General features: G+C 71.3%; 24 protein-coding genes. 8 read left to right on the top strand and 16 right to left on the bottom strand.

Annotated elements, in window-relative coordinates; all coding sequences use genetic code 11:
* Window positions 1-103: 103 nt before the first annotated feature.
* Entirely contained in the window at window positions 104-508 is a 405-nt protein-coding gene (locus tag ACTG9Q_RS06990; RefSeq protein ID WP_455571788.1) for a hypothetical protein, read from the bottom strand.
* Window positions 509-1205: 697 nt separating this feature from the next.
* Complete coding sequence (locus ACTG9Q_RS06985) at window positions 1206-1481, bottom strand: DUF397 domain-containing protein (RefSeq protein WP_455571787.1); 276 nt, start codon at window positions 1479-1481, stop codon at window positions 1206-1208.
* Window positions 1482-1586: 105 nt separating this feature from the next.
* Between ACTG9Q_RS06985 and ACTG9Q_RS06980 the strand changes: the two genes are divergently transcribed.
* Window positions 1587-2303 (top strand): hypothetical protein, encoded by a 717-nt coding sequence (locus tag ACTG9Q_RS06980; protein WP_455571786.1) that lies wholly within the window; start codon window positions 1587-1589, stop codon window positions 2301-2303.
* A 339-nt stretch (window positions 2304-2642) separates the two neighbouring features.
* On the opposite strand, the gene ilvD is transcribed toward ACTG9Q_RS06980, so the two are convergent.
* Both ilvD and ACTG9Q_RS06970 read right to left on the bottom strand, forming a co-directional pair.
* A complete protein-coding gene (gene ilvD / locus ACTG9Q_RS06975) occupies window positions 2643-4487 on the bottom strand; it encodes a dihydroxy-acid dehydratase (RefSeq protein WP_455571785.1) in 1845 nt (614 codons plus the stop codon).
* Window positions 4488-4571: 84 nt separating this feature from the next.
* Window positions 4572-5147 (bottom strand): PH domain-containing protein, encoded by a 576-nt coding sequence (locus ACTG9Q_RS06970; protein ID WP_455571784.1) that lies wholly within the window; start codon window positions 5145-5147, stop codon window positions 4572-4574.
* A 284-nt stretch (window positions 5148-5431) separates the two neighbouring features.
* Between ACTG9Q_RS06970 and ACTG9Q_RS06965 the strand changes: the two genes are divergently transcribed.
* The 3 genes from ACTG9Q_RS06965 to ilvC are packed head-to-tail and all read left to right on the top strand — an operon-like array spanning window position 5432 to window position 8820.
* Window positions 5432-7264, top strand: a complete 1833-nt coding sequence (locus ACTG9Q_RS06965; RefSeq protein WP_455571783.1) for an acetolactate synthase large subunit — start codon at window positions 5432-5434, stop codon at window positions 7262-7264.
* Window positions 7265-7268: 4 nt separating this feature from the next.
* Window positions 7269-7775 (top strand): acetolactate synthase small subunit, encoded by a 507-nt coding sequence (gene ilvN, locus ACTG9Q_RS06960; protein WP_455571782.1) that lies wholly within the window; start codon window positions 7269-7271, stop codon window positions 7773-7775.
* Window positions 7776-7806: 31 nt separating this feature from the next.
* Window positions 7807-8820 (top strand): ketol-acid reductoisomerase, encoded by a 1014-nt coding sequence (gene ilvC / locus ACTG9Q_RS06955; protein WP_455571781.1) that lies wholly within the window; start codon window positions 7807-7809, stop codon window positions 8818-8820.
* 42 nt (window positions 8821-8862) lie between these two features.
* Here ilvC and ACTG9Q_RS06950 read toward each other — a convergent pair whose 3' ends face one another.
* From ACTG9Q_RS06950 to ACTG9Q_RS06940, 3 genes are all read right to left on the bottom strand, one after another.
* Window positions 8863-9468, bottom strand: coding sequence for a DoxX family protein (locus tag ACTG9Q_RS06950; protein WP_455571780.1), 606 nt, complete (start codon window positions 9466-9468; stop codon window positions 8863-8865).
* Between the two features lie 22 nt (window positions 9469-9490).
* Window positions 9491-10396, bottom strand: coding sequence for a 2-hydroxyacid dehydrogenase (locus ACTG9Q_RS06945; protein ID WP_455571779.1), 906 nt, complete (start codon window positions 10394-10396; stop codon window positions 9491-9493).
* Between the two features lie 653 nt (window positions 10397-11049).
* Window positions 11050-11763 carry a hypothetical protein gene (locus ACTG9Q_RS06940; RefSeq protein ID WP_455571778.1) on the bottom strand — a complete coding sequence of 238 codons (714 nt, stop codon included), beginning with the start codon at window positions 11761-11763 and terminating at the stop codon, window positions 11050-11052.
* 160 nt (window positions 11764-11923) lie between these two features.
* Here ACTG9Q_RS06940 and ACTG9Q_RS06935 point away from each other — a divergent pair, with 160 nt between their 5' ends.
* The gene (locus ACTG9Q_RS06935; RefSeq protein ID WP_455571777.1) at window positions 11924-13084 is read left to right on the top strand and encodes a PQQ-dependent sugar dehydrogenase; all 1161 of its coding nucleotides are present in this window, start codon (window positions 11924-11926) and stop codon (window positions 13082-13084) included.
* Window positions 13085-13439: 355 nt separating this feature from the next.
* Here ACTG9Q_RS06935 and gatB read toward each other — a convergent pair whose 3' ends face one another.
* The 4 genes from gatB to gatC are packed head-to-tail and all read right to left on the bottom strand — an operon-like array spanning window position 13440 to window position 16952.
* Complete coding sequence (gene gatB / locus ACTG9Q_RS06930) at window positions 13440-14921, bottom strand: Asp-tRNA(Asn)/Glu-tRNA(Gln) amidotransferase subunit GatB (protein WP_455572031.1); 1482 nt, start codon at window positions 14919-14921, stop codon at window positions 13440-13442.
* Between the two features lie 23 nt (window positions 14922-14944).
* Entirely contained in the window at window positions 14945-15139 is a 195-nt protein-coding gene (locus ACTG9Q_RS06925; protein ID WP_455571776.1) for a hypothetical protein, read from the bottom strand.
* The gene (gene gatA, locus ACTG9Q_RS06920) at window positions 15139-16656 is read right to left on the bottom strand and encodes an Asp-tRNA(Asn)/Glu-tRNA(Gln) amidotransferase subunit GatA (RefSeq protein ID WP_455571775.1); all 1518 of its coding nucleotides are present in this window, start codon (window positions 16654-16656) and stop codon (window positions 15139-15141) included. The genes ACTG9Q_RS06925 and gatA overlap by 1 nt, the downstream gene beginning before the upstream one ends.
* A complete protein-coding gene (gene gatC / locus ACTG9Q_RS06915; RefSeq protein ID WP_455571774.1) occupies window positions 16653-16952 on the bottom strand; it encodes an Asp-tRNA(Asn)/Glu-tRNA(Gln) amidotransferase subunit GatC in 300 nt (99 codons plus the stop codon). Before gatC ends, gatA begins: the two co-directional genes overlap by 4 nt.
* A gap of 225 nt (window positions 16953-17177) precedes the next feature.
* Here gatC and ACTG9Q_RS06910 point away from each other — a divergent pair, with 225 nt between their 5' ends.
* Entirely contained in the window at window positions 17178-17819 is a 642-nt protein-coding gene (locus ACTG9Q_RS06910; RefSeq protein WP_455572030.1) for an amino acid-binding protein, read from the top strand.
* A gap of 10 nt (window positions 17820-17829) precedes the next feature.
* On the opposite strand, the gene ACTG9Q_RS06905 is transcribed toward ACTG9Q_RS06910, so the two are convergent.
* On the bottom strand, window positions 17830-18024 hold the full coding sequence (locus tag ACTG9Q_RS06905; protein WP_455571773.1) for a hypothetical protein: 195 nt from the start codon (window positions 18022-18024) through the stop codon (window positions 17830-17832).
* A gap of 124 nt (window positions 18025-18148) precedes the next feature.
* Here ACTG9Q_RS06905 and ACTG9Q_RS06900 point away from each other — a divergent pair, with 124 nt between their 5' ends.
* Complete coding sequence (locus ACTG9Q_RS06900) at window positions 18149-19027, top strand: helix-turn-helix domain-containing protein (RefSeq protein WP_455571772.1); 879 nt, start codon at window positions 18149-18151, stop codon at window positions 19025-19027.
* Window positions 19024-19203, top strand: a complete 180-nt coding sequence (locus ACTG9Q_RS06895; RefSeq protein WP_455571771.1) for a DUF397 domain-containing protein — start codon at window positions 19024-19026, stop codon at window positions 19201-19203. The genes ACTG9Q_RS06900 and ACTG9Q_RS06895 overlap by 4 nt, the downstream gene beginning before the upstream one ends.
* On the opposite strand, the gene ligA is transcribed toward ACTG9Q_RS06895, so the two are convergent.
* From ligA to ACTG9Q_RS06875, 4 genes are read right to left on the bottom strand one after another with little or no spacing between them, the layout of a single operon-like run.
* Window positions 19200-21335, bottom strand: coding sequence for an NAD-dependent DNA ligase LigA (ligA, locus tag ACTG9Q_RS06890; protein ID WP_455571770.1), 2136 nt, complete (start codon window positions 21333-21335; stop codon window positions 19200-19202). The genes ACTG9Q_RS06895 and ligA overlap by 4 nt on opposite strands.
* A 34-nt stretch (window positions 21336-21369) precedes the next feature.
* Window positions 21370-21966, bottom strand: coding sequence for a hypothetical protein (locus tag ACTG9Q_RS06885; protein ID WP_455571769.1), 597 nt, complete (start codon window positions 21964-21966; stop codon window positions 21370-21372).
* A 17-nt stretch (window positions 21967-21983) separates the two neighbouring features.
* A complete protein-coding gene (locus ACTG9Q_RS06880; RefSeq protein WP_455571768.1) occupies window positions 21984-22268 on the bottom strand; it encodes a ubiquitin-like small modifier protein 1 in 285 nt (94 codons plus the stop codon).
* Entirely contained in the window at window positions 22269-23348 is a 1080-nt protein-coding gene (locus tag ACTG9Q_RS06875) for a WD40/YVTN/BNR-like repeat-containing protein (RefSeq protein WP_455571767.1), read from the bottom strand.
* Window positions 23349-23374: the final 26 nt, after the last annotated feature.

Genomic DNA, 23374 nt, shown 5'->3' with positions numbered 1-23374 from the left:
GGGGTGGTTACCGCGCTGTAACCGGGCGACCGAAGTCTAGAACCGGACCTGAACCGTTCCACCCGGAGGGTGAGACTTGTGACATGTCAGCTTCCGGTCATGGTCATTCTCCGATAACGGGAGGCGCGGTGAACTCCTCGTTGCCGAACATCTCGTCGCCGTCCCCTTCCACCAGGTAGGAAGGCCGTTTGCGCTCCGGGGCCGGGGCGGGCGGGGCGGCGGGCTCGGGGTCTTGGTGACGGATCGGGACGGGCGTCTGCCCCGTCACCGCGCTGCCGGAACCGGCAGGCCCGAACCCGTCGAGCACGGGAAGCACCGGCCGCGCGCGCTGCGGTCGCGGGGCGGGCGCGGCCGGGATCGGCGGCAGGCTCCCGCCCCGGCCCCCCGACACCGGCCCGAAGTCCGCCGACGGCGCGGGCTGGGGACGCCCCCCGGGCCCGCTCGGCTGCCACGGCGGGGGCTGCGCTTGACGCGCCTGCCCCGGCGGCTGGACGGCCCCGGTGTTCACCTGCGGTCGTGGTGGACCGACTGGCGGGCCAGGCGGACGGGCCGGCTGATTCGCCTGAGGCCCCACGGGCTGCGGCCCTCCCCCAGGCTGCGGCGACACCGCCTGCGAACGCTGAGCCCCTGTCGGCTGCCGCTGCACCGGCTGGGCGGGATGAGGCCCCGTCGACTGCTGCACAGGCTGCTGACGCTGAGGCCCCGCTGGCTGCCGCCCCGGCTGGGCGGGATGAGGCCCTGTCGGCTGCTGCGCCGGTCCCGCGACCCGCGGGCGCCGAGGTCCCGCCTGCGGCGACTCCAACATTCCCGAGAACTGCGACCCCGCAGGCCCGGTCGACTGCGGTCGCACCGGTGGCCCGGCCTGTGAACCCTGAGGTCCCGCCTGCCGCGGCTGCGCCACCGCCCCAGGCTGCGGACGCTGAGGTCCCGCCTGCTGTGGGTGCGCGGGCTGGGGGCGCTGGGTCGCCGTCGGCTGCGGCGGGTTCGGGCGCTGGGTCGCCGGTGCGGGGTGCGCGGGACCGGTCGGCTGGGGGCGTGCCGGTTGCGCGGCGGCGGGTTGCTGGGGAGTGGGCTGGGGCGGGCGTGCCGGACCGGGTGGGGAGGGGTGCAGGGCGCGGGTGGGCGCGGACTCGTCGGTCCAGGGCGGGTCGGGGTGGGGGACCTGCTCGGGGGGTGTCCAGACCGGGCGGTCCTCGGTCACGGGGTCACCACGGTTCGTCGAATTCGCCTGCCTTGGCGCCTTCGACGAAGGCGTCCCACTCGGACATGGTGAACACGAGGACGGTGTCGTCGGGGCCGGTGTGCTTGCTGTTGCGCATGGCCACGTACTGGTTGCCGTCGGTGTGCGGGACGAAGGCGATCTCGACGTACTCGCCGTCGGGGTCGGCGTCGGGCTCGGCGGCCCGCTGCCAGTCGGCCTCGGTGAGGTCGAGGTTGCCGCGGACCTCGGCCTTGTCGTCGTAGATGGGGGCGCTGTCCATCGACGTGATCTCCTCGCGGGTAGTTCGTCCGGCCGGTCCAGGTATACCGCAGACGGGCGCATGTCGATCCCGCGGCGGACCGGTCGCGCTCAGTAGCGTAGCGGGGTGACCTCGTACTACCGGCGCTACCTGCGCGGCGACCGCGAGGCGGTGTGGGCGGAACTCCGCGCGCTCGGCCCGGTGCCGGACGCCCTCGTGGAGGACGCCGCCGCGGTCGCCGACGAGACGATGATCCGCGTCGCCCAGCACGTCGCCCGCATCGCCGCCGCCCTCCCCGAGCTGGGCTGGGTCTCCGCCGACCGCCTCGTCTCCCCGCACGAGCCCCCGACGTCGGCCGACGACGCCCTGGTCGACACCCTCACCCAGAAGATCGGCCCCCTCCCCCTGTCCCTGGACGCCTGCCTGCGCCGCGTGGGCGAGGTCTGGCTCGCGGGCGACTGCGCGGTCCTCGACCTCACCTACCACCGCCAACCGGCCCCGCGCACCCGTCCGCCCAGCCCCGAGTTCCCCGACCCCCTGTGCCTGGGCAACGCCTACTCCCTGGCCTACGAGTGGGAGCACCACGACGGCCCCGGCGGCTTCGCCTTCCCGCTGGCCCCGGACGAGCTCGGCAAGGCCAACCTGGACGGCGGCGACCACACCATCGCCCTCCCCAGCGACCTGGCCGACCCACCCCTGCGCGGCGTCGCGGGCAAACCCGACACCACCCTGGTCGAGTACCTCCGCGAGTCCATCACCTGGGGCGGCTTCGCGGGCTGGTCCCTGCACCCCGACCTGGCCCCGCACGCCCTCATCACCCTGCGAGCCCACCCGGACTTCTGACCACCGCTCCATTTGGCGTATCGCCACGACTCCGCTGCGGCCGAATAACCCATCCCACCATGCTCAGTCCCCCAGCAACGGAGGGACATGGTGGGCAAACCTGACCAACCACGCGACCTCGATGGGAAGTGGCGACGCCGAGGCCGCGTGGTGGTGCTCGTCGCGGCCTTGGGCGGCACCGTCGCGGCACCGAGTTCACCGGTCGCCACTACGGCTCGCGCGCCGCTCCACATCCCTACGTCGTGATCGCCGGGGCCGAGCCCGTCAAGCGGTGACCCGGACCCGGCGTTCATCGACGGCGTCGCCGAGGTGGCGGCGTCGCCGCCGCCACCATGAGCGTCAGCGGGACGGGTCGCGGACCGCGCCGGTCGAGGCGTCGGTGGTCAGGCGGGCGTAGGCGCGCAGGGCGGCCGTGACGGGGCGGACGCGGTCCTTGGGCTGCCAGGGGCGCTCGCGGGCCACCATCTTGGCGCGGCGCTCCGCCAGCACGTCGGCGTCGACCAGCAGGTCCAGCTGACGGGTGTGCACGTCGATCAGGATCTGGTCGCCGTCCTCCACCAGCGCGATGGTGCCGCCGCCCGCCGCCTCAGGGGAGACGTGCCCGATGGACAGCCCCGACGAGCCGCCCGAGAAGCGGCCGTCGGTGATCAGGGCGCACTTCTTCCCCAGCCCGGACCCCTTCAGGAACGCCGTCGGGTGCAGCATCTCCTGCATCCCCGGCCCGCCCGCCGGGCCCTCGTACCGCACGACCAGGACGTCGCCGGGCTGGATCTTCTTGCCGAGGATGACCGACACCGCCTCCTCCTGGCTCTCCACCACCCGCGCGGGGCCCTGGAAGCGGAACAGGTCCTCGTCGATCCCCGCCGACTTGATGATCGCGCCGGACTCCGCGAGGTTGCCGAACAGCACGGCCAGGCCGCCCTCGACGGTGTACGCGTGCTCGACCGACCGGATGCAGCCACCCGCCGCGTCGACGTCCAGGCTCGACCACCGGTTCGAGGTCGAGAACGCCTTGGTCGTGCGGACCCCGCCGGGAGCGGCGTGGAACAGCTCGACGGCCTCCGGCGACGGCGACCCGGCGCGGATGTCCCAAGTGGACAGCCACTGCTCCAGCGTGGGGCTGTGCACCGAGGTCACGTCCGTCCGCAGCAGCCCGCCCCGGTACAGCTCCCCGAGGATCGCCGGGATGCCGCCCGCCCGGTGGACGTCTTCCATGTGGTAGTCGGAGTTCGGCGACACCTTGCTCAGGCACGGCACCCGCCGCGAGACCGCGTCGATGTCGGCGAGGGTGAAGCCGATCTCGCCCTCCTGCGCCGCGGCCAGGATGTGCAGGACGGTGTTGGTCGAGCCGCCCATGGCCACGTCGAGGGCCATCGCGTTCTCGAAGGCCGCGCGGGTGGCGATCGAGCGGGGCAGGGCCGTCTCGTCGTCCGAGCCGTACCAGCGCCTGCACAGGTCCATGACCGTGGTGCCCGCGCGGGCGAACAGGTCGCGGCGGGCGGCGTGGGTGGCCAGGGTGGAGCCGTTGCCGGGCAGGGACAGGCCCAGCGCCTCGGTGAGGCAGTTCATGGAGTTCGCGGTGAACATGCCCGAGCACGAGCCGCAGGTCGGGCACGCGGAGCGCTCGACCTCCGAGAGCGCGGCGTCGTCCACCGCGGAGTTCGCCGACGCGGCGATGGTGGTGATCAGGTCGCTGGACGGGTGCGCGACGCCGCCGACGACGACCGCCTTGCCCGCCTCCATCGGACCGCCGGAGACGAACACGGTCGGCACGTTGAGCCGCATCGCCGCGTTGAGCATCCCGGGGGTGATCTTGTCGCAGTTGGAGATGCACACCAGCGCGTCGGCCTGGTGGGCGTTGACCATGTACTCCACGGCGTCGGCGATCAGCTCGCGCGAGGGCAGCGAGTACAGCATCCCGCCGTGGCCCATGGCGATGCCGTCGTCGACGGCGATGGTGTGGAACTCCCGCGCCACCCCGCCCGCCCCGGCGATCGCCTCGGCCACGATGTCGCCGAGGTCGCGCAGGTGCACGTGGCCGGGCACGAACTGGGTGTAGGAGTTGGCGATGGCCACGATCGGCTTGCCGAAGTCGTCGTCGGTCATGCCGGTGGCGCGCCACAGCGAGCGGGCGCCCGCGGCGTTGCGGCCGTGGGTGGTCGTGCGGGAGCGCAGCGCTGGCACGGCTCCTCCAGATCTCGCGGTTCTCGGACTCAGATGCGGCCCTGGGGGTGCGCGGGCCGATGGCGGGGAGCGGTGCCGCCCAGGCTACTCCGCCGCCGGACCGGGCTCCGACGGCGCGGGCCCGTCCTTGACGGGCGCGGCCTCCTTGGGCACGGCCTTCGCGGAGGTGGCCTTCGCGGAGGCGGTCTCCGAAGGCGCGGCCTCGGTGGGGGCGGGCTCCGTGGGGGCGGGCTCAGCGGGGACGGGCTCAGCGGGGACGGGTTCGCCGGGGACAGGTTCGGTGGGGTCGGTGATGCGCCCGCCGCTGATCAGCGACAGCGCGGGCAGGTGGCGCACCCGCACCGAGGGCAGCTCGACGCGGCTCTCGTCGGCCAGCACCGCGGCCACCCCGCCCTTGCGGCTCAGCAGCAGCCCCTTGAGGTCGTCCCAGGCCAGCGACCTGCGCCCGACCACGGACCGCACCACCAGGCCGTCGGCGTCGGCGGTCGTGCGCACGCGCACGACCCATACGATGATCGAGATCGGGATCGCGTACAGCGCGAGGAAGGCCGGCTGGGCGGCGGCCATCGGTGTGGCGCAGATCGCGACCAGCAGGGCCGCGAGAATCGAGATCTGCGGGACGCGGAACACCAGCCGGGACGGTATCTGCAGCTCGGACACCCTTAGATGGTGCACTCACGGCGCGGCGGCCCCGCCCCCGGGTCCCCCGATGGTGTCCAGCATCCGGAACCTCCGTCCCGCAGAGTTGACGCCTCTAGACCGGACGAACTAACGTCACGACCGTGCCGACACAGATCATTCTCGTACTTCCGCCGCGCGTTCGACGCTGACGGAAGCCCTCACCTGCGTCGAACGCGCGGACCCTCGTACGACCCACTGGCGGTCGGCGGGGGTTTTTTCGTGTCCGCCCCTCGCCCAGACTCCCTTCTACCCACGAGGCAGAGATGACCAGCGCAACTTCGCGGCCCACCCCGGCCGCAGGCAATCCTGGCGCCACGCCTGCGCGTCCCAAGCCGGCCCCGCCCGCGGGGGCGCCCATCCGGGTGACCGGCGCGCAGTCGCTGGTCCGCTCGCTCGAGGCGATGGGCGTCGAGGTGGTCTTCGGCATTCCCGGCGGGACCATCCTGCCCGCCTACGACCCGCTGCTGGACTCCACCAAGGTGCGCCACGTGCTGGTCCGCCACGAGCAGGGCGCGGGCCACGCGGCCACCGGGTATGCCCAGGCCACCGGCGAGGTCGGTGTGTGCATGGCCACCTCGGGACCCGGCGCGACCAACCTGGTCACCCCGCTGGCCGACGCCAACATGGACTCGGTGCCCCTGGTGGCCATCACCGGGCAGCAGTCCCGCGCGCTCATCGGCACCGACGCCTTCCAGGAAGCCGACATCTGCGGCATCACCCTGCCGATCACCAAGCACAACTTCCTCGTCACCGACCCCGCGGAGATCCCGCGGACGATCGCCGAGGCGTTCCACCTGGCGAAGACCGGCCGACCCGGCCCGGTCCTGGTCGACATCCCCAAGGACGTCCTGCAGGAGACCACGTCCTTCGCCTGGCCCCCCGAGCTGCGCCTGCCCGGCTACCGGCCGACCACGCGCCCGCACGGCAAGCAGGTCCGCGAGGCCGCCCGGCTGATCAACTCCGCCAAGCGCCCGGTGCTCTACGTCGGCGGCGGCGTGATCAAGGCCCATGCCTCCGCCGAGCTGCTGGAGCTGGCCGAGCTGACCGGCATCCCGGTGGTCACCACGCTGATGGCCCGGGGCGCGTTCCCCGACTCCCACAAGCAGCACCTCGGCATGCCCGGGATGCACGGCACCGTCCCCGCCGTCGGCGCGCTGCAGCGCGCGGACCTGCTGGTCGCCCTGGGCGCGCGCTTCGACGACCGGGTCACCGGCCAGCTCTCCTCCTTCGCCCCGGACGCGGCCGTCGTGCACGCCGACATCGACCCGGCGGAGATCTCCAAGAACCGCCGCGCCGACGTGCCCATCGTCGGCGACTGCAAGGAGATCCTGGTCGAGCTGATCGCCGCGGTGCGCGCCGAGCGCGTGCAGGCGCCCTCGGCCGACCTGGCCCCGTGGTGGCGGACGCTGGACTCCTGGCGCGAGGCGTTCCCGCTGGGCTACGAGTGGCCCTCCGACGGCACCCTGTCCCCGCAGTACGTCATCGAGCGCATCGGCGCGATCGCCGGGCCGGACGCCATCTACACCGCGGGCGTCGGCCAGCACCAGATGTGGGCCGCGCAGTTCATCCGCTACGAGAAGCCGGGCACCTGGCTCAACTCCGGCGGCCTGGGCACCATGGGCTACGCGGTGCCCGCCGCGATGGGCGCCAAGTTCGGCCGCCCGGACAAGGTGGTCTGGGCCATCGACGGCGACGGCTGCTTCCAGATGACCAACCAGGAGCTGGCCACCTGCGCCATCGAGGGCGCGCCGATCAAGGTCGCGGTCATCAACAACGGCAACCTGGGCATGGTCCGCCAGTGGCAGAACCTGTTCTACGGCCAGCGCTACTCCCAGACCGACCTGGGCACGCACAAGCACCGCATCCCGGACTTCACCCTGCTGGCCGAGGCCCTGGGCTGCGCGGGCCTGCGCTGCGAGACCCGCGATGACGTGGACTCGATCATCAACCGGGCCATGGAGATCAACGACCGACCGGTCGTGGTCGACTTCGTGGTCGGCAAGGACGCCCAGGTGTGGCCGATGGTGGCCGCGGGCACGGGCAACGACGAGATCATGGCCGCGCGCGGCATCCGACCGCTGTTCGACGAGGACTGAGCACATGACCACCCATACCCTGAGCGTGCTCGTGGAGAACAAGCCCGGCGTGCTGGCCCGGGTCGCGGGCCTGTTCTCCCGGCGCGGCTTCAACATCGAGTCCCTCGCCGTCGGCCCGACCGAGCACCCCGACGTGTCCCGGATGACGATCGTGGTCGCCGTGGACGACCTGCCGCTCGAGCAGGTCACCAAGCAGCTCAACAAGCTGATCAACGTGATCAAGATCGTCGAGCTGGAACCCGCCGTGGCCGTGCAGCGGGAGTTGCTGCTGGTCAAGGTGCGCGCCGACGCCACCGTCCGCAGCCAGGTGCTGGAGACGGTGCAGCTCTTCCGCGCCAAGGTCGTCGACGTCTCCCCGGAAGCCCTGACCGTGGAGGCCACCGGCACCGCGGACAAGCTGGAGGCGCTGCTGCGCATGCTGGAGCCCTACGGGGTGCGCGAAATGGTCCAATCCGGCATGGTCGCCATCGGCCGCGGCCCGCGGTCCATCACCGCGACCGCGGTCCGCTAGTTCATTTCATCGAAGGGAAGTGCCCGACCCCATGTCCGTCGAGATCTTCTACGACGCCGACGCCGACCTGAGCATCATCCAGGGGCGCAAGGTCGCCGTCATCGGCTACGGCAGCCAGGGCCACGCGCACGCGCTGAGCCTGCGCGATTCCGGTGTGGACGTCCGCATCGGACTGCCCGAGGGCTCCAAGAGCCGCCCCAAGGCCGAGGAGCAGGGGCTGCGGGTCCTGACCCCGGCCGAGGCGTCCGCCGAGGCCGACCTGATCATGGTGCTGGCGCCGGACACCAAGCAGCGCTTCATCTACGCCGAGGACATCGAGCCCAACCTCAAGGACGGCGACGCGCTGTTCTTCGGCCACGGCTTCAACATCCGCTACGACCTCATCAAGCCCCCGGCCAACGTGGACGTGGCGATGGTCGCGCCGAAGGGCCCGGGGCACCTGGTGCGCCGCCAGTTCGTCGACGGCAAGGGCGTGCCGTGCCTGATCGCCGTGGAGCAGGACGCGACCGGCGGCGCCCAGGCGCTGGCCCTGTCCTACGCCGCGGCCATCGGCGGGGCGCGCGCGGGCGTCATCAAGACGACGTTCACCGAGGAGACCGAGACCGACCTCTTCGGTGAGCAGGCCGTGCTCTGCGGCGGCGCGTCGGCGCTGGTGCAGACCGGGTTCGAGGTGCTGACCGAGGCCGGGTACGCCCCGGAGATCGCCTACTTCGAGGTCCTGCACGAGCTCAAGCTCATCGTCGACCTGATGTACGAGGGCGGCATCGCGGGCCAGCGCTACTCGGTCTCCGACACCGCCGAGTACGGCGACCTGACCCGCGGCCCGCGCGTCATCACCTCGGCGGTCAAGGCGGAGATGCAGAAGATCCTGGGCGAGATCCAGGACGGCACCTTCGCCCGCGAGTGGGTGGCCGAGGACGAGAACGGCCGGGGGAACTACCACCGCCTGCAGCAGGAAGGCGCCAAGCACCCGATCGAGGAGACCGGCGCGAAGCTGCGCGGCCTCATGTCCTGGGTGCAGCGCCCGATCACCGAAACCGCGTGAGCGACGCGGCGGGGAGGGTGTCCGCCCCCTCCCCGCCGCGGCTCAGCGCAGCACGAACAGGGTGACCGCGGACAGGCCCAGCGCCAGGACCAGGAAGATGAACCCGAACGCGGGCGCCCGCCGGAACCACGGCGACCTGCGGTCGAGGGAGAAGTGGCCCGCGCCGGTGAACAGCAGGGCGAACGCGGCCGCGGCGTAGATCACCTCCAGCTCGACGTCGCCGACGAAGAGGTTGATGTCCAGCCGGACCCAGATCGCGTTCAGCATCACGCCGAAGACGGCGGCGGCCGCCGCCGGGGTGAACAGGCCCAGGATGAGCAGCAGCCCCGCCACCAGCTCGGTGACGCCGGTGACCCAGGACAGCAGCGTCGCCTGCTGGAAGCCGAGCTGGGTGAGGACCTGGGCGAACCCGTCGATGCCGGGGCCCTGCATCAGCCCGAACACCTTCTGCAGCCCGTGGGCCAGCACGAGCGCGCCGAGTGTCACGCGGAGCGCGAACAGGCCCAGGTCGGCGCCGACGTGCCATCGGTGGGTGTCCACCGGCTGCTGTTCCTGCGCTTTGTTCAGGACCGTGGTGTCTTTGGTGTCATACGGGCTGTCGAAGGCCGCGGTGCCCTGCGACTCCGAAGGCCGGAAGTAGTCGCTCACGCGGGCAGAGTAGTCGGTTCGCTCAGTAGTCGCCCCTCACCAGGGTCGTCGGCTCCTCCCCCGAGGCGAACAACGCGACCTGCTCAGCGACGACCCGGTAGGCACGCTCACGGTGCCCCACGCAGCTCCCGGCGACGTGCGGGGTGAGCAGCAGATTGGGCGCCGTCCACAGCGGATGCCCCGCGGGCAACGGCTCGGGATCGGTGACATCCAGCGCGGCCCGCAGCCTGCCGAGTTCACCCAGCAGCGCGTCGGTGTCGACCACCGCACCCCGGGCGGCGTTGACGAGAATGGCGCCGTCAGCCATGCGCGCGAGGAACCCGGCGTCCACCATCCCCCGGGTGGCCGGGGTCAGCGGAACAACGAGCACCACCACGTCGTACTCCGGCAGCAACTCGGGCAACTCATCAAGCCCCCGCACCCCATCCCGAGCCCGGGTCCCCACGAGCGTGCAGTGCGCGTCAAAGGCATCCAGCCTGCGCCGAGTCTGCTGCCCCAGATCCCCCGCCCCCACGACCAGCACCCGCTTGCCCTGCAGGGTCTCGGTGACCCGACCAGCCCACCGCTGCTCGCCGCGCGCCACCTCCAACTCCCTGAACTCGCGATAAATCGTCAGCAGCGCGGCAACAACCCACTCCGCGGTACTCCCCCCGTGCGCCCCCCGACAAATGGAGATCTCCACCCCCTCCGGCACCCGCCCCACCCACGCCTCAGCCCCCGCGGTGAGCAGCTGGATCAACCGCAACCGAGGCAACCGCCCCAACACCCCAGCGTCCGCAGGCACCCCGATCCCGGGCACCAGCACCTGAGCGCCATCAGCCTCGGGCGGCAGGTCGTCAAAGGACCCATACCGAACCACGCGGACCCCATCGATCCCTCCGAGCGCCCGCACACCATGATCATCAGGAACCAGCACCGTAACCGTCACCCCGCCACACTAAGCGCCGCGCTCCATCCGCACCCGAGGCCGCGTCCGCGCCACGTGACCGGTATGTGTCCAGCCGCGACTGCGGCCCGGCCGGGTCAGCGGTTCGCGGGGCGCCCGTCCGGGTGGGCCATGGTGATGACGCCGCCGCTCACGCCGGTCTGGCCGCGAGCACGGTCTTCGTGTTCTCCGCCGCATTGGTCCTGCACTGGTCGACCATCGGGCCGGATCTCAAATCGGCCCTGTGGTGGCTGTTTGGGTGCGCGGCGGCGCTACAGCGGCGCGGTGGAGCTCGGCCACCGCAGCCACCTGTGGAGGATCCGGTCCACGCTAGAGCAGGCACCCCAGCGGGTGTCGGCGCTCAAAGAGCGGTTCACTGAATTCAGTCGCCCGATCCCGTACTCCGCCCATTCCGTCCGCACGCAGCGCACCACGGGGTAGCGAGCACAAGATGGCCGTGGAACGCGCCATCGAGGGGTTCAAGTCGAACAGTCCCCTGCTTAGGTCCTGTACATCGCCCTCAACTTCGACGACGTCAGATATGCCGTGTGCCCACTTCCGAGGTCGGGTGATGTTGGCGGTCACTTGGATGATTTCTGCTCGTCTGAGCGACCGCCGTTCAGTCAAGGCTTTCTCGTTGTGATGACCGGCTGAGGTCAGGCGCGGAGGTTGATGTTGGCGCGGGTGCCGTCTTTGGTGAAGGTGCCGTAGAGGGCGGTGCGGGTGGTGCCGGTGGTGAGGAAGGTGAGGTAGTTGTTGTCGGCGTGCGGGCCCGCGACGTGGAAGACCGGGGCGGTGGCTGCCTGGAGGGCGTACCACTGGTCGACCACGATGCAGTTCGCGCCCCACAGGGCCGGGGTCGGGACGGTCTGGCCGACGGCCTCGACCTGGTTGGCGCGGTTGATGACGGCGATGGCGTGTCCGAGGCTGCCCTGCTTGACGCCGATGTACTCGATCACGGTGCCGTTGGCCAGGGGACTGTTCTTGGCGGCCAGGATGGCGATGGCGACGGCGTTGAAGCTCTCGCAGACGCCGACGAAGGGGTGCTTGACGGCCCGGTCGGCGCCCCAGTCGAGGTAGGACGTGACGCGTTCGGCGTGGGAGGGCGGGGCGTCGCCGTAGCCGATGGCCCGTGACTTGAGCTGAGAGAGGACGGGCAGCAGAGTGTCCGTCCCGGGCGCGACCTGCACGGGCCGCTTCCTCGGGTCCTTGCCGAACCTGGTCAGCGCGTTCGCGTTGATCGCGTTGTACGGGTTGTCGATGTAGACGCCCTGGTCAGGCCCGTTCACCGGGTGGGCCACCGCCACCCCCAGCGACGACGCCTGAATCCGCGTGGCGATCTGATCCTCGAGCGACTGCGCGTGGGCCATGTCCTGCTCCTCCGTCTGACGTCCTACCTAAATGATCATCGTCGGCGGGAGGCCGGACGTAACGGACAGGCCAGAAGTCGGACCGCCTGCCGAGGGACGGGCCCCCGCGGCGAGGTCGGGCCTAACCGGTGGTTCACGGGTGGGCACCTAGCCTTGTCGCATGTCAGGACACCGGAGCCTTGTGGCGTTGGCGGCCACGGTTCTTGTTGTGTCCGGGTGTGCGACGTTCACCGAGCAGCCGCCGTCGGCCAGTTGGCAGGTGCAGGTGCCGCTCACGGCGCAGGCCGCGCCGGAGCCTCGGCCTGGGCCCGAGGGCGGGGACGGCGGCGCGGGTGAGCAGGAGGTGCCGCAGTCGGTGCCCCCGCCCGACGGCTGCACCGACTTCCACCCCGCCGTCCTCGGCACCTGCATGGACTCACTGACGGCGGTCGCGGCCCTCCCGGGGGACGGCAGCAACCCCACCGCCCTGGTCGGCGAGCGCACCACCGGGCGCATCCTGCTGGTCCGCAGGGACGAGGAGCCCAAGGTGGTCGCCACCATCCCGGTCGACGCGAGCGCCGGTGGCGGGCTCACGGGGCTGGCGCTGTCCCCCAGCTACGCCGAGGACCAGCTCCTCTTCGCCTACATCACCACCCCCACCGACAACCGCCTCGTCCGCATCGCCCCCGGCGACGTGCCCAAGCCCGTCCTCACCGGCATCCCCCGCGGGACCACCGCCAACCGCGGCGCCCTCGCCCTGGACCACCGCGGCGCGCTCCTGCTGGCCACCGGCGGCGCGGGCAGGCCCGCCGACCCGAAGTCCCTGGCGGGCAAACTCCTGCGGCTGAACTCCGCGGGCAAGGCCGCCGAGGACAACCCGACCCCCGGCTCCGCGATCGTGGCGGGCGGCCTGACCGCGCCCGGCGGCGTGTGCAGCTCGCTGGACGGCGCCCGCACCTGGGTCACCGACCAGACCGCCAAGGCCGACGTCGTCTACCGCGTCGAGTTCGGCAAGCCGCTGGGCAACCCGGCCTGGGTCTGGCGCGACAAGCCCGGCGTCGCGGGCTGCGCATCGACCACCCAGACGCTGTGGGTGGCGATGTCCAAGGCCGCCCACCTGCAGAACCTGCCCCAGGCCCCGGACGGCACCTTCACCGGAAAACCCCAGGTCACCCTGGAGGACGACAAGGGCTTCGGTCGCGTCTCCGGCCTGGACCTGATGAACGACCGCGTCGCGGTGGCGGGCACCCTCAACAAGCGCGGCGGCACCCCCGTCTCCAGCGACGACCGCGCGGTCGTGATCGTCCTCAGCGACGCGGGCGGCGGCAACGGCGCGGACTAGACCGCCGAGCCAACCGCTGACGCTGACCGTCCCCAGCGCCCAGCGACGACACGGACCAAACCACCGAACCGGCCGAACAAACCACTGACGCTGACCACCCTCAACGCCCCAACAGCGACAACGACACAGGAGCCATGGGTCCTCCTCGAAGTGGGGTCGAGCGGCCCGAATACCCGGCCCCACCTCGAAGAATCAGAACCCGACGCGGCATCCCGCGATCGGACGACTCCGCCACCCGATCAGGCGGACCAGTTCCCGCCCGTCACGGAATGCCACCCAACCGAGTGGTCGTGGGAGGAACCTTGACGACGAGCATGGCGGGCCCGGCAACCGCCGGACCCGCCAGCGCGCGACCTCAGCCGCAGCGCTCGAGGACCAGTTCGCGGACGCGCTTGGCGTCGGCCTGGCCCTTGGTCGCCTTCATGACCGCGCCGACGATCGCGCCCGCCGCGGCGAGCTTGCCGTCGCGGATCTTCGCCGCGACGTCGGGCTGGGCGGCCAGTGCCTCGTCCACGGCGGCGTAGAGGGCCGAGTCGTCCGAGACGACCTTCAGGCCGCGCTGCTCGATGACCTCAGCGGGGTCGCCCTCGCCCGCCAGCACGCCGTCGATGACCTCGCGGGCCAGGCCCTTCGTCAGGGTGCCGTTGGCGACCAGGGCGATCACCGCGGCCACCTGGGTCGGGGTGATCGGCAGCTCCGCCAGCTCGACCCCGCGGTTGTTCGCCTGCTGCGCCAGGTACGACACCCACCACGACCGGGCCTCGGCCGGGGGCGCGCCGACGTCCACGGTGGCGGCGATCAGGTCGATCGCACCGACGTTCACCAGGTCGCGCAGTTCGGCGTCGGACAGGCCCCAGTCGGCCTGGGCGCGCTTGCGGCGCTCCCACGGCATCTCCGGCAGGGTGCCCCGCAGCTCCTCGACCCACTCCCGCGACGGCGCGATCGGCACCAGGTCGGGCTCCGGGAAGTACCGGTAGTCCTCCGAGGTCTCCTTGCGCCGCCCCGCCCGCGTCGAGCCGGACCCCTCCTCGAAGTGCCGGGTCTCCTGCAGGATCGTCCCGCCGTCGGCCAGGATCGCCGCCTGGCGGGTCATCTCGTGGCGGACCGCGCGCTCCACGCTCCGCAGGGAGTTGACGTTCTTCGTCTCCGTGCGGGTGCCGAACTCGGTGGCGTCCTTGGCCATCAGCGAGACGTTGGCGTCGCAGCGCAGGGACCCCTGGTCCATGCGCACGTCGGAGACGTCCAGCCCCTTCAGGATCTCCCGCAGCGCGGTCACGTACGCGCGGGCCACCTCGGGCGCGCGCGCACCCGTTCCGGTGATCGGCTTGGTGACGATCTCGATCAGCGGCACGCCCGCCCGGTTGTAGTCCAGCAGCGAGTAGTCCGCGCCGTGGATGCGCCCGGTCGCCCCGCCCACGTGCAGGGACTTGCCGGTGTCCTCCTCCATGTGGGCGCGCTCGATGCCCACCCGCACGACCTCGCCGTCGGAGAGCGTGACGTCGAGGTGACCGCCGAAGGCGATCGGCTCGTCGTACTGCGAGGTCTGGAAGTTCTTCGGCATGTCCGGGTAGAAGTAGTTCTTCCTGGCGAAGCGGCACCACTCGGCGATCTCGCAGTGCAGCGCGAGGCCGATGCGGATCGCCGAGGCCACCGCGGCCCCGTTCAGCGCGGGCAGCGCGCCGGGCAGGCCGAGGCAGACCGGGCAGACCTGGGTGTTGGGCTCGGCGCCGAACCCGGTCGGGCAGCCGCAGAACATCTTCGTGTTCGTGGACAGCTCGACGTGCACCTCAAGACCCAGCACCGGGTCGAAACGCGCGATGACGTCGTCGTAGTCCATCAGCTCGACAGTGTCCACTGTGGTCACTTGCCGCTCCGCAGGGCCCGTACGGCGAGCATCACGCCGGTGACCGCGACCAGGATGCTGGCCAGGGCGTTGACCAGCGAGAGGTGGTCCTTGTCCAGCCGGGCCGTCTTGATCGTGGCGACCGCGCTCGTCGTCGAGGCCATCGCGCCCGCGAGGCGGAACGCGCCCTTGATCTTCCGCTGATCTGCCATCAGTGTGCGACCTCCAGTTCGGGAACGCGGTGGATGAGCGCGCCGCCCTGCGCGGCGTCGCGGGCGACCTCGTAGGCCGCGGCCACCCGGTAGCCGCGGTGGTCGTGCAGCGCCGGGGACATGATCTGCAGGCCGACCGGCAGGCCGTCGTCCTCGGACAGTCCGGACGGGACGCTGATCGCGGCGTTGCCCGCCATGTTGGCCGGGATGGTGCACAGGTCGGCCCGGTACATCGCCATCGGGTCGTCGACCCGCTCGCCGATGCGGAACGCCGTGGTCGGCGTCGTCGGCGACACCAGCACGTCGACCTGCTCGAACGCGGCGGCGAAGTCGCGGGTGATGAGCGTGCGGACCTTCTGCGCCGAGCCGTAGTAGGCGTCGTAGTAGCCCGCCGACAGCGCGTACGTGCCGAGCATGATGCGCCGCTTGACCTCCGCGCCGAACCCGGCCTCCCGGGTCAGCGACATGACCTCCTCGGCGCTGCGGGCGCGGTCGTCGCCGGTGCGCAGGCCGTAGCGCATCGCGTCGAAGCGGGCGAGGTTGGACGACGCTTCACTCGGCGCGATCAGGTAGTACGCCGGGAGCGCCAGGTCGAAGCTCGGGCACGACACCTCGACCACCTCCGCGCCCAAGGCGCGCAGCTGCTCGACGGCGGCGTTGAAGGAGGCCAGCACGCCCGGCTGGTACCCCTCCCCCGACAGCTCGGTCACGATCCCGACCCGCACGCCGGACAGGTCGCCGGTCGCGCCCTCGCGGGCCGCGGCGACCACCGGCGGGACCGGCGCGTCGATCGAGGTGGAGTCCATCGGGTCGTGCCCGGCGATGACCTCGTGCAGCAGCGCCGCGTCGAGCACGGTGCGCGCGCACGGCCCCGCCTGGTCCAGCGAGGAGGAGAAGGCGACCAGGCCGTAGCGGGAGACCGTGCCGTAGGTCGGCTTGACCCCGACGGTGCCGGTGACCGAGCCGGGCTGGCGGATCGAGCCGCCGGTGTCGGTGCCGATGGCCAGCGGCGACTCGAAGGCGGCCAGCGCGGCCGCCGACCCGCCGCCGGAGCCGCCGGGGATGCGGTCGAGGTCCCACGGGTTGTGGGTGGGCCCGTAGGCGGAGTTCTCGGTGGAGGAGCCCATCGCGAACTCGTCCATGTTGGTCTTGCCAAGGATCACCAGGCCCGCGTCGAGGAGCCTGCGCACGACCGTGGAGTCGTAGGGCGGGTGCCAGCCCTCCAGGATCTTGGAGCCGCACGTCGTCGGCGCGCCCTGCATGGTCAGCACGTCCTTGACGACGACCGGCACGCCGGCCAGCGGGGACCCGGGCTCCTGACCGGCGGCGACGCGCTCGTCGACCGCTCGCGCCGCGTCGAGGGCGCGCTCGCCGTCGACGTGCTGGAAGGCGTGCACGGCCGGGTCGACCGCGCTGATGCGGTCGAGGTGCGCCTGGGCGACCTCGACGGCGGAGACCTCGCGGGTGCGGACCAGCTCGGCCAGCTCGGCGGCGGTGCGCCGGATCAGCTCGCTCATGCTTCCTCCCCCAGGATTCGCGGCACGCGGAAGCGGCCGTCCTCGGCGGCGGGGGCGCCCGCCAGTGCCTGCTGCTGGGTCAGACCGGGGCGGACCTCGTCGGCCCTGAACACGTTCGTCAGCGGCACGGCGTGCGAGGTCGGCGGGATGTCCTGGTCGGCGACGGAGCCGACAGCGGCCACCGCCGACACGATCTGGTCGAGCTGGGCTGCGAACAGGTCGAGCTCGGCGTCGGTCACGGCCAACCTGGCCAGTCGCGCGAGGTGAGCCACCTCGTCGCGGGAAATGGTGGGCACTGAAGCGAACCCCCGGGGTCTCGCGGTGTTGTCCGGTCCCGGTGGAGTCTATTTCCCCAGGGCCGGTGGGCTCGAACGGGTTGTCGTCAACCGGCGATCCCGGTATGCGGTCCCGGGTGGACGCCTGCCCGCGCGTATTCGGTGGTCTGCGACAATCAGCGATCGGCATGGCGACTGGCCGGGAGTCCGGGCGCCGACCAACCGATAATGCGGGAGGCGTTCGACGTGTCCTTCCTGATCCGGGTCCAGCTCCCGGACAGCCCTGGCACGCTGGGCGCGGTCGCGACCGCGCTCGGCGCCATCGGGGCCGACATCCTCAGTGTGGACGTGGTGGAGCGCGTCGGTGGGATCGCGATCGATGACCTGGTGGTGGAGCTGCCGGGCGGGCGGCTGCCGGACGTGCTGATCACCGCCGCCGAGTCGGTCGAGGGGGTCGAGGTCGACGCCGTGCGCCCGTACGCCGGGGTGCTGGACACCCACCGGGAGCTGGAGCTGGTGGAGGAGATCGCCGCCGACCCCGCGCACGGCCTGACGGTGTTCACCGAGGGCGTCCCGAAGATCATCCGAGCGGGGTGGGCCCTGATGCTGGGCCCGTCCGGCAGGCTGGCGGCCTCGACGGCCGCCCCGGAACTCCAGGAACTCGACCTGCCGTGGATGCCCCTCGCCCGCGCGACAGTGCTCGACGGCGAGGAGAACTGGGTCCCCGAAACTTGGCGGGAGCTAGGCACCGAGCTGACCGCGACCCCGGTGGGCAAACCCGAACGGGTACTCCTCGTCGGCCGCCCCGGCGGCCCGATGTTCCGAGCCGCCGAGGTGGCCCGACTGGCCCACCTGGCAGGCATCGTCTCGGTCGTCCTGCTGGACTGAAGCGACCGCGCTAACCCCGCCGCTGATCTTCGGCGGCGAGAGCTTCACCGGCGATCCGGATGAAGCGCGACACGCTCTCGAGGCCCATGGTCAGCTCGAAGTCGTCGCCGCCCTGTCCCAGAACGAAAGTCACCTCGCCGTTGTCGCAGGGGTAGTACCGCATCGGACAGCTGTTGTTGACGACCATGCCCGTGAATACCGTCATGTGATCACTCATCGCACTCCCCAATCGACTGTGGCCTGACACACGGTAAGCCGCGCACGGTGCGCCGCGCAACGCACGAACGGGCGATATTTGGTCGTCACTGTCTGTCGCTAAGGTGTGGCGCATGCCCGCTGAGCTGACCCGTCGCAAGCGCAGTCTCGGTCGATACATGGAGGCACTGCGCAAGCGACCGGACCGCACGCTGACGGCGGACGAAGTCGCCACCCTCGCCGAGACGTCCCGGACGACGATCAGTCGGATGGAAGGCGGCCTCCAGTTGCCCAACAAGCACCTGTTCGCCGCGATCCTCGGTGCGCTCAGGGTCAACGAGACCGAGCGGCAGGAAGCATTCGCACTCTGGCGCCGGGCAGGAGTGCGCACCGCGTCAGTCGAGCACGCAACAGACCTGCCGCCGAAGTACCTTGCCTTCCGGCGTGACGAATCCGAGGCGGTCTCCGAGCTGACAATCAACTACGTCGCTCTTCCCGGCCTACTCCAGACGGCCGCCTACCACCAAGCTCTGGTGGAGGCGACCCACTGGCTTGTCCCGAAAGCCTCTCCTGGTTGGGAAGAACGCTCAGCAGATGAGCGGCGTGCCCGGCAGCAACTACTTACCGGCGAAGCTCCTCTGCATCTGCACGCGATCCTCAGCGAATCCGTCCTCCGCTATGTCGTCGGGGGCCGCGAGGTGTGGATGGAGCAGTTGGAGCACCTGTTGGCCGTGGCCCAGCAGGAGAACATCACGATCCAGGTTGTCCCGTTCCACCGGGGCGCGTACGGGTCGACCAACGGACCGGTGACCATCCTCTGCTTCGAGGACGACCCCGACACGCCTCACACCGTTTACCTCGAACATCCGGCAGGCGGGGAGACCATCGATAGCCAGGAGGAGGTGTCCTCGTTCGTGGGTATGTTCGATGATGTACGCAAGCTGGCTTGCTCTCCGGACGAGTCGGCACTAGTCATCCGAACACTGCTGGACAAGGCCAAGGACCAGGAATGAACTACACAGCGTCATGGCGTAAGAGCAGCTTCAGCGCCCCGAACAACGCGTGCGTCGAGCTGGCCGTGGGTGGGGACAGCGCTGGGGTGCGTGACTCGAAGCGGCCTGTGGCGGGGGCGCTTTGGTTTGGCGCCGCCGCCTTTGGTCGCTTCCTTCGGCAGGTCAGGGGCTTCTAAACCGCTTCCTCGGCCTCCGGGGTGGGCTCGGTCGCGTCGTCGCCGATTGTGGCGATCTCCCGGGCCGCGTCGGGGCCCTTGGTCAGCAGGATGGTGAAGCCGTCTTCGTCCAGGACCGGGACCTTGAGCTGTACCGCCTTGTCGTACTTTGATCCTGGCGCGTCTCCCACCACGACGAATGCCGTCTTCTTTGAGACCGCGCCGGAGGCTTTGCCGCCTCGGACCATGATGGCTTCCTTGGCCTCGTCCCGGGAGTAGGTGCTCATGCTGCCGGTCACGACGATGGACATGCCCTCCAGGGTCCTGGGGATCGAGTCGTCGCGTTCTTCGGCCATGCGGACGCCTGCCGCGCGCCATTTCTCCACGACGGCCACGTGCCAGTCGATGGCGAACCAGTCCTTCACGGCCGTGGCGATGGTCGGGCCTACGCCCTCGCTGGCGGCCAGCTGCTCCTCGTCGGCGTCCCTGATGGCGTCGATCGAGCCGAACTCGCGGGCCAGGGCCTGGGCGGCGGTCGGGCCGACGTGGCGGATCGAGAGCGCCACCAGGACCTTCCACAGCGGGCGGTCCTTGGCCACGTCCAGGTTGTCCAGCAGCTTGTGGCCGTTGGCGGAGAGGTTGCCCGCCTTCGTCCTGAACAGGTCGACCCGGATGAGGCTGTCCTCGTCGAGGTCGAACACGTCGCCCTCGTCGACCACCACGCCCGAGGACAGCAGCGCCGCCGCCGCCTCGAAGCCCAGCCCCTCGATGTCGAACGCCGCCCGGCTGGACAGGTGGAACAGCCGCTCCCGCAGCTGCGCCGGGCACGACTGGGCGTTGGGGCACCGGATGTCGGCGTCGCCCTCCTTCTCGTACCGCAGCGTCATCGCACATTTGGGGCAGACGTTGGACATCACGAACTCACGGGCGTTCTCGGGCCGCGCCTCCATGACCGGGCCCAACACCTCGGGAATGACGTCACCGGCCTTGCGCATGACGACCCGGTCGAGGAGCTGCACGCCCTTGCGCCTGACCTCCGAGGCGTTGTGCAGGGTCGCCATCGACACCGTCGACCCGGCGATCTTCACCGGCTCCATCACCGCGAACGGGGTCACCCGGCCGGTGCGGCCGACGTTGACCTCGATGTTGAGCAGCGTGGTCGTGGCCTCCTCGGGCGGGTACTTGTAGGCGACCGCCCAGCGCGGGGCGCGGGAGGTGGTGCCCAGGCGGCGCTGGAGGGAGACCTGGTCGACCTTGATCACGACGCCGTCGATCTCGTAGGCGTTGTCGTGGCGGTGCTCGCCCCAGTGCTTGACGTGCTCGGCGAGCTTCTCCGGGTCGTCCAGGACGACCGTGTGCTCAGAGACCGGCAGGCCCCAGGCCGCCAAGGCCCGGTATGCCTCGGACTGCGAGGTGGGCTCGAACCCGTCGCGCTTGCCGAGGCCGTGGCAGATCAGGCGCAGGTTGCGCGAGGCGGTGACCCGGGGGTCCTTCTGCCGCAGCGACCCGGCGGCGGTGTTGCGCGGGTTGGCGAAGGGCGGCTTGCCGGACTCGACCAGCCGGGCGTTGAGCGCCAGGAAGTCCTCGACGGCGAAGAACACCTCGCCGCGCACCTCCACCAGGCGCGGCACCGGGAACTCCTCGGTGGCGGCCAGCCGCTCCGGGACGCCTTTCATCGTGCGAACGTTGAGGGTCACGTCCTCGCCGGTGCGGCCGTCACCCCTGGTCAGGGCGCGGGTGAGGCGGCCGTCCTCGTAGAGCAGGTTGATGGCGAGCCCATCGATCTTCAGCTCGCACAGGTACTCCGCGTCGGCGGCCTCCTTGCGCACGCGGTCGACCCAGGCACCCAGCCCGTCGAGGTCGAAGGCGTTGTCGAGGCTGAGCATCCGCTCCAGGTGGTCGTGCGCGACGAACTCGGTGGAGAAGGTGCCGCCGACACGCTGCGTGGGCGAGTCCGGGGTGACCAGGATCGGGTGCCGCTCCTCCAGCTCCTGCAGCTCGCGCAACAGGGCGTCGAACTCGCCGTCGGAGATGGTGGGCGCGTCGCGGACGTAGTACCGGAACTGGTGGTCCCGCAACTCCTCGGACAGCACGGCATGGCGGTCGCGCGCGTCGGCCGGGATGTCGGTCGACTCCGTGTTCTCACTGGTCACCGGGTCAGAGTAGCCAGGGGCACCGACGAAACCGTTATCCGTCCGTGGCGAGTCCGCGCACGAGGTCGCGCAGTTCGAGGAGCCCGATGCTGTCCGCCGGTTCCTGGTCGGCGGCCTCCACCCGCCCCAGCCGCTCACCCGCCAGGCGCTCACCGAGCGTGGCGTCCAGGGGCAGGAACGTCATGGCCTGACGGGCCGCCGGGTCCAGCTCCGACAGCAGCGGGTGGTGCACGGCGACGTCGACCACCCCGCCGTCGACCTGGGCGTGCACGCGGACGTCGGCCAGGGCGACGCGGTGGGCGCCGAGGTTGACCGTGACCAGGGTCGGGTCCGGGACCGGGGGCACCGAGTCGTGGAACTCCCAGATGGCGTCGTCCGGGGGCGCGGCGGCTTTCCAGGCGTCGGTCAGCGCGCGCAGCTCCGGGTCCTCCTGGCTGGAGACGACCAGCGCGTAGATCGCCCGCCCACCGCGTTCCAGCGCGAAGTGCAGGTCCGGGTGCAGCTCCCCCACGAGGTCGCAGAGCAGGGTCTCGACCCGCTGCGGCTCCCCCTCGCCCAGCGCGGCGGCGACGGTGGGCAGGTGGCGGTGCCAGGCCGCCCAGAACGCCTGGGCGCGGTCGGTGGGAGTCACCCGCCCATCCTGCCCAATCAGCCGCCCGCCACGGACGGGATCACCTGGATTTCGGTGCCCGGTGGCACGGGGGTGTCCTTGCCGTGCAGGTGGCGGCACTCCTCGCCGTCGATGAAGAAGTTGACGTAGCGGCGTAAGGCGCCCTGTTCGTCGCGGAGGCGGCGTTCCAGGCCCGGGTGGGACTGGGCGAGGGTGGTGAGGATGTCGGCGAGGGTGGCCGTGGGCGGGGCGTCCACCTCGACGGCCGCGCTGCCGCCCGCGCGGGGGCGCAGCGCGCCGGGCAGGCGCACGGTGACTGTCATCTAGACCACCGCAGCCCTGATGCACAGCACGTCGGGCAGGCTGCTCGCGATGCGCAGCCAGGTGTCGCCGCCGTCGCGGCTGCCGTAGACGTCGCCGGAGCGGGAGCCGAAGTAGACCCCGGCGGGGTCGGCGTCGTCCACGCACATGGCGTCGCGCAGGACCGTGGTCCAGTAGGGCTCGCGTGGGAGGCCGTCGTCCAGGGCCGTCCAGGTCTCGCCCGCGTCGGTGCTGCGGTAGACGCGGCAGCGGCCCTCGGGCGGGAACCGGTGGCCGTCGGCGACCAGCGGGAAGGTGAAGACGGTGTCCGGGTCGTGCGGGTGGACCACGATCGGGAAGCCGAAGTCCGAGGGCAGGCCGTCGGCGATGGACTTCCAGGTGTCGCCGCCGTCGTCGCTGCGGTAGACGCCGTGGTGGTTCTGGGCGTAGAAGCGCTCGGGGCGGGCCGGGTGCTGGGCGATCTTGTGCACGCACTGGCCGTACTCGGGGAACGGGTCGGGCAGGAAGTACGCCTTGATGCCCGCGTTGCTGGGGGCGAAGGTCGCGCCGCCGTCGGTGGTGCGGTAGACGCCGCCGGTGGACATGGCGACGGTGACGTGCGCCGGGTCGGCGGGGTGCGGGATCACCGAGTGCACGGCCTGGCCGCCGAAACCGGGGAACCAGTGCTCGCGGTGCGGGTGGTCCCACAGGCCGCGCACCAGCTCGAAGTCGCGGCCGCCGTTGTCGGAGCGGAACAGCGCCGAGGGCTCGGTGCCCGCGTAGACGACGTCGGGCTCGCCCTTGGGGCCGGGCGCGAGCTGCCACACCCGGTTCAGCGCGGTCTCGGTGTCGGCGGGGAAGGCGATCGGCGCGTGGTCGGGCTCGTCCCAGGTGGCGCCGAGATCGTCGCTGACGGCCACGCTCGGCCCCCAGTGCTCGGAGGTCACCGCCGCCAGGATTCGCGGCGTCTCCCTGCGCGTATCGATGGCGACGGCGTACACGTCGGTCATCGCGTGGTGTGGTCCGGTCACCGTCCACCCCGCGCTCGACGCCAGGAACAAACCCTTGCGGGTTCCGATCGCCACCAGCACTTCTTGTGCCATTGCCCCTCCTCGGCCGTGATGGCCGA

It is taken from the genome of Actinokineospora lacus (assembly GCF_053813445.1).
This window is presented reverse-complemented; position numbering and strand designations above follow the sequence as displayed.

Excerpts from the sequence above, each read along its gene's own strand:
- ACTG9Q_RS06985 (WP_455571787.1), bottom strand. The coding sequence starts at position 1,481 with ATGGACAGCGCCCCCATCTACGACGACAAGGCCGAGGTCCGCGGCAAC.
- ACTG9Q_RS06965 (WP_455571783.1), top strand. The coding sequence starts at position 5,432 with ATGACCAGCGCAACTTCGCGGCCCACCCCGGCCGCAGGCAATCCTGGC.
- ilvN (WP_455571782.1), top strand. The coding sequence starts at position 7,269 with ATGACCACCCATACCCTGAGCGTGCTCGTGGAGAACAAGCCCGGCGTG.
- ilvC (WP_455571781.1), top strand. The coding sequence starts at position 7,807 with ATGTCCGTCGAGATCTTCTACGACGCCGACGCCGACCTGAGCATCATC.
- ACTG9Q_RS06940 (WP_455571778.1), bottom strand. The coding sequence starts at position 11,763 with ATGGCCCACGCGCAGTCGCTCGAGGATCAGATCGCCACGCGGATTCAG.
- ACTG9Q_RS06935 (WP_455571777.1), top strand. The coding sequence starts at position 11,924 with ATGTCAGGACACCGGAGCCTTGTGGCGTTGGCGGCCACGGTTCTTGTT.
- gatB (WP_455572031.1), bottom strand. The coding sequence starts at position 14,921 with ATGGACTACGACGACGTCATCGCGCGTTTCGACCCGGTGCTGGGTCTT.
- ACTG9Q_RS06925 (WP_455571776.1), bottom strand. The coding sequence starts at position 15,139 with ATGGCAGATCAGCGGAAGATCAAGGGCGCGTTCCGCCTCGCGGGCGCG.
- gatA (WP_455571775.1), bottom strand. The coding sequence starts at position 16,656 with ATGAGCGAGCTGATCCGGCGCACCGCCGCCGAGCTGGCCGAGCTGGTC.
- ACTG9Q_RS06905 (WP_455571773.1), bottom strand. The coding sequence starts at position 18,024 with ATGACGGTATTCACGGGCATGGTCGTCAACAACAGCTGTCCGATGCGG.
- ACTG9Q_RS06900 (WP_455571772.1), top strand. The coding sequence starts at position 18,149 with ATGCCCGCTGAGCTGACCCGTCGCAAGCGCAGTCTCGGTCGATACATG.
- ACTG9Q_RS06895 (WP_455571771.1), top strand. The coding sequence starts at position 19,024 with ATGAACTACACAGCGTCATGGCGTAAGAGCAGCTTCAGCGCCCCGAAC.
- ACTG9Q_RS06880 (WP_455571768.1), bottom strand. The coding sequence starts at position 22,268 with ATGACAGTCACCGTGCGCCTGCCCGGCGCGCTGCGCCCCCGCGCGGGC.
- ACTG9Q_RS06875 (WP_455571767.1), bottom strand. The coding sequence starts at position 23,348 with ATGGCACAAGAAGTGCTGGTGGCGATCGGAACCCGCAAGGGTTTGTTC.